4 protein-coding genes and 1 pseudogene are annotated in these 4,864 nt (G+C 70.3%); 4 read left to right on the top strand and 1 reads right to left on the bottom strand.

All coding sequences use genetic code 11. The annotated features are described in order from the left end of the window. The 3 genes from UWG_RS32360 to UWG_RS0124665 form a co-directional block, all read left to right on the top strand. On the top strand, positions 1-692 hold a 692-nt coding region (locus UWG_RS32360), incomplete at its 5' end, for a DNA-processing protein DprA (RefSeq protein WP_193386478.1). Between the two features lie 289 nt (positions 693-981). Continuing rightward, positions 982-1,809: an RNA polymerase sigma factor WhiG gene (gene whiG, locus UWG_RS0124670; protein WP_029391743.1), complete on the top strand. Its 828-nt coding sequence runs from the start codon at positions 982-984 to the stop codon at positions 1,807-1,809. 126 nt (positions 1,810-1,935) lie between these two features. Next, a complete protein-coding gene (locus tag UWG_RS0124665) occupies positions 1,936-2,493 on the top strand; it encodes a TetR/AcrR family transcriptional regulator (RefSeq protein ID WP_016909870.1) in 558 nt (185 codons plus the stop codon). A gap of 182 nt (positions 2,494-2,675) precedes the next feature. On the opposite strand, the pseudogene UWG_RS32355 reads toward UWG_RS0124665, so the two are convergent. Beyond that, positions 2,676-3,308: pseudogene (locus tag UWG_RS32355) on the bottom strand (peptidoglycan DD-metalloendopeptidase family protein); the annotation flags it as partial. A gap of 639 nt (positions 3,309-3,947) precedes the next feature. Between UWG_RS32355 and rpsB the strand changes: the two are divergent. Next, entirely contained in the window at positions 3,948-4,847 is a 900-nt protein-coding gene (gene rpsB / locus UWG_RS0124655; protein ID WP_016909868.1) for a 30S ribosomal protein S2, read from the top strand. Positions 4,848-4,864: the final 17 nt, after the last annotated feature.

Raw genomic sequence — 4,864 nt, 5'->3', positions numbered from 1 at the left:
GGACGGTCGTCTCCGGTGTCGCCTACGGGGTGGACGGAGCCGCCCACCGGGGTGCGCTCTCCGTCTCCGGGCCCACCGTTGGGGTGCTGGCCTGCGGGGTTGACGTCGCCTACCCGCCAGGGCACCGGGAACTGGCCGGTCGGCTTGCGCAACAGGGTCTGCTGGTCGCCGAGTTGGCGCCTGGCGATCATCCGACGCGCAGTCGCTTCGTGCTCAGAAATCGTGTCATCGCGGCTCTCACCCGCGGCACCGTCGTGATCGAGGCGCCGGTGCGGAGCGGCTCCCTGGTGACAGCGCGTCACGCTCGCCGTCTCGGAAGGCATCTGATGGGCGTCCCGGGCCCGGTCACCTCCGGTCGCTCCGCAGGCGTCCATGAACTCCTCAGGGGCGAAGGCAGTGTCGTCACGGACGCCGACGAGGTCGTCGAACTCGTGGGTGCGGTCGGCGAACTGGCGCCCGAACGGCGTGGGCCGGAACTTCCGAGAGATCTCCTGCCGGTTCAGACGGCTGCGGTACTGGAGGCGCTGCCGGCGTCGGGCACATCGAGCCTCGGCAGCCTCGCACGTGAGGTAGGCGTTCCCCCGGAAGTGCTCCGGATCAGGCTGGGTGAACTTCATGCGCTCGGTTTTGTCGAACGGGTCGGCGAGGAGTGGCAGTTGAAGGGCGGTGGCAGACGGCACTCGATCGTGTGATGAGCCGTTCCTTGACCTGGGTCTATGGAGTGGAAGGCTGCTCCATGTGCGCCGGCGCGGACCTTGTGCGGGCTCGCGCGGTTGCCGGTGTTTTGCCGTGCGCCGCCCGTACCTTTGCGTGCGCTTCGAATGCGTACAACAGAGCGACGCTTCCAGCGAGTTGGGCGGTGTCGCGGTCGCGTTACGCTCACGCCATTCGCCACCGCGGCACTCATCTCGTACCACTGAGCAGACCACCATTCCGCAGCACGCAGACGGCTCTTCATGAAGCAGAACGGCTAGGCGACGAATGCCCCAGCACATCACCGGGCCTGACCGTACGGCCATGGCAACCCCAGTAGGCGGCGAAGCCGTGCCCGCCACGCTGGACGAACTGTGGCGCGCCTACAAGCGAACGGGGGATTCCAGGCTCCGAGAGCAGCTGATCCTGCACTATTCGCCGCTGGTGAAGTACGTGGCGGGACGAGTGAGCGTGGGGCTTCCCTCCAATGTGGAGCAGGGTGACTTCGTCTCCTCCGGCGTCTTCGGACTCATCGACGCCATCGAGAAGTTCGACCCCGACAGGTCGAACAAATTCGAGACCTATGCGATCACCCGCATCAGGGGCGCCATGATCGATGAGCTACGGGCGCTCGACTGGATTCCCCGCTCGGTACGGCAGAAGGCGAGAGCCGTCGAACGTGCCTACGCGACGCTGGAGGCGTCCCATCGGCGCAGTCCGTCGGAGGCCGAGGTGGCCGGCCATATGGGGATCTCTCAGGGTGAACTGCACGGCATCTTCAGTCAGTTGTCCCTCGCCAACGTCGTCGCGCTCGAGGAGCTGCTCCACGTCGGGGGTGAGGGTGGCGATCGCCTCAGCCTGATGGACACGCTGGAGGACACCTCCGCCGACAATCCCGTCGAGGTCGCCGAGGACCGGGAGCTTCGCCTCCTGCTTGCGCGGGCCATCAACAGCCTGCCCGAGCGCGAGAAGACGGTCATCACGCTCTACTACTACGAGGGACTGACCCTCGCAGAGATCGGCCAGGTCCTCGGCGTGACCGAGAGCAGGGTGAGTCAGATCCACAGCAAGTCGGTGCTGCACCTGCGCGCGAAGCTCGCCGACGCCGGGCGCTGAACCGTCCCGACCGGCAACGCACAGCAGCCCGTTCGACAGTTCGCTCCGTACGATTCGGCCCTACCCGAGCGCTGCCCCGTGCCTCCTTCGTAAGCTGGGACGGTGCCCAGGATTCGAGCGGCCTCAGTGGCCGAGCACCGGAACATGCAACGCGCCGCCCTGTTGGACGCCGCACGTTCGCTGCTCTCCGAGGGCGGCACCGAGGCGTTGACCTTCCCCGCCCTCGCGCGGCGCACGGGCCTCGCCCGCTCTTCGGTCTACGAGTACTTCCGATCCCGCGCGGCCGTGGTCGAGGAGTTGTGCGCGGTCGACTTCCCCGTCTGGGCGGCCGAGGTGGAGGCCGCGATGGCAGCGGAGGAGTCGCCGGAGGCGCAGCTCGCGGCCTATGTGCGCAGTCAGCTCTCGCTGGTGGGGGATGGCAGGCACCGAGCAGTGGTGGCGATCTCCGTCGGGGAGCTGGACGGGGCTGCCCGCGAGCGCATCCGAGCCGCTCATGGCGGGCTCATCGCCATGATCGTCGACGCTCTCGGCGAACTCGGCCACGAGCAGCCCCGGTTGGTGGCGATGATGCTGCAAGGGGTGGTGGACGCCGCCGTGCGGAGGATCGAACTCGGTGCAGCCGAGGAGCCGGAGCAGGTGGTGGAGGCGGCGGTGGGCTTCGCGCTGCGCGGCGTCGCCGGTTGAGGACGCGCTCCGCAGCGGTCCGCCCGGCGTTCCGGGCGCGGACGGGAGACGGGGCGCGGGGTTCCGTAGATCGGTAGGAGCCGGGCCCGGCCGCCGCGCATCTGCGGCGGGAGCAGCGAGAGCGGGTCGAGGTACCGGTCTCCCCGCAGCAGGCCCCAGTGCAGGCATCCTCCGCGGCAGCGGTGATGAGGAGTGGGTGCCGCTGCTGTCGTCGTCGCCACGGTCTCGCCGGCGCGGACGACGGCTCCGCTCCGCACCCTCGGACGGACCGACTGGTAGGTGATGCGCAGCGGCGGGCTCCCGCTCCGGTGGAGAGCGATCGAGACCACGCCCCTGTGCGCCACCTTCCCCACGAACACGACCTTGCCCGGCGCCGCGGCCACCACCGGCCGCCCGCTGCCGACCGCGAGATCCACGCCTCGGTGGCCGGCGGCCCAGGGACGGGGCGGCCGCTCCCAGCCTCGGGCCACGAGCGGTCGCCTCCCCGGCTCGCTCCCCGCGACCGGCCAGGCCCGGCGGCCGGCCGGACCGCAGCCCCGTCCGGGCACGGCCCCTCCCCGGCAGACGCTCTGCGGCGGAGCGAAGCCGAAGGGGGAAGGAGGACCCGCGCCCGGCTGCGCGGGAGGGAGAGTGCCGGGCGCGGGGGTGTGAGAGGTCGCGGGCGGGGCGACGGTGGCTCCGGGCGGCGAGGGAGCAGCCGCCGCGTAGCCTGCCAGGAGGGACGCCGCCGTCAGCAGCAAGAGGACGGCGAGCGCCGTGATGGACGGGTGCCGCCTGCTGCGTCGGCGGAGGCGGCGACCGGAAACCGGCCGCATCGCAGCGAGACCCACCGGGGCGCCGGCGCTTCCGGCGCGGGGGAAGGCCGACGCCCTCGCCCAGGAGGGGACCGGGCGGTGGGAAGCGCGCCTCCGGGGCTCGTGGCCGAGTTCGGAACCGACGAGGCGACGGACGGAGCCGTGGCCGGCGACGTGGCGGCCGGCCCGACGGGTGCGTTGAGTGCGGTGCATGTGAAGAGGATGGAGACTTCCGCGGAAGTTCGGTGATCATGCTCTGTTTCTGTGGATAACCCGACAGTTGGGGATAACTTCGTCACCCTTGGGAGGGGATCGCCGCCCGAAAGCCGAGCCGCCTCTTCCGCGTTCCGTCCGTGAACTCCCGCGCACGCACCGCCGAACGACAGCCTCTCCAGGCCGCCCGCCGCCCGTACCCGGTGCGGCTCGACGGCGGCAGCGGAGCCGAGGGCGCGGGCGACTGCACGGTTCCCGTACACTGCTGGGGCGGCCCGGCCTGCCGGGCTGACTTCGCACGCCCCGCCACCCTCGCACGGTGGCCGCGCAACTCGGTGCCGGAGACCGCCTCTTCAGGCCGTCGACGGTGCGGCGCGCCAGGGGCGTCAGGCACGCCGAGGCCGACCGGCCCCGGTGAGACAACCGAGTACCTCAAGGAGAACGGCCATGGCCGTCGTCACGATGCGGGAGCTGCTGGAGAGCGGCGTCCACTTCGGGCACCAGACCCGCCGCTGGAACCCGAAGATGAAGCGCTTCATCTTCACCGAGCGCAACGGCATCTACATCATCGACCTGCTCCAGTCGCTGTCGTACATCGACCGCGCCTACGAGTTCGTCAAGGAGACCGTCGCGCACGGCGGCTCCATCATGTTCGTCGGCACCAAGAAGCAGGCCCAGGAGGCCATCGCCGAGCAGGCCAGCCGCGTGGGCATGCCCTACGTCAACCAGCGCTGGCTCGGCGGCATGCTGACCAACTTCTCCACCGTCTACAAGCGCCTCCAGCGTCTCAAGGAGCTGGAGCAGATCGACTTCGACGACGTCGCGGCCTCCGGACTCACCAAGAAGGAGCTGCTCGTCCTCTCGCGCGAGAAGGCGAAGCTGGAGAAGACCCTCGGCGGTATCCGCGAGATGCAGAAGGTGCCGAGCGCCGTCTGGATCGTGGACACCAAGAAGGAGCACATCGCGGTCGGCGAGGCCCGCAAGCTCAACATCCCGGTCGTCGCGATCCTCGACACCAACTGCGACCCGGACGAGGTCGACTACAAGATCCCGGGCAACGACGACGCGATCCGCTCCGTCACGCTGCTCACCCGCGTCATCGCGGACGCCGCGGCGGAGGGCCTGATCGCGCGCTCCTCCGGCGGCTCCGGCGAGGGCAAGGGCGAGAAGGCCGCGGGCGAGCCGCTCGCCGAGTGGGAGCGCGAGCTCCTCGACGGCGACAAGGCCGAGACGAAGGACGCCGAGGAGGCCGCGGAGTCCGAGGTGCAGTCCTCGCCCGAGACCGAGCAGGCGGCCAAGGCCGAGCAGGCCGAGGTGCCCTCGGCAGAGCAGGCCGGACAGGCCTGACCAAGGCACTCGGCGCC

It is taken from the genome of Streptomyces xiaopingdaonensis, from assembly GCF_000262345.1.
Classification (GTDB): Bacteria; Actinomycetota; Actinomycetes; order Streptomycetales; family Streptomycetaceae; genus Streptomyces; species Streptomyces xiaopingdaonensis.
This window is presented reverse-complemented; position numbering and strand designations above follow the sequence as displayed.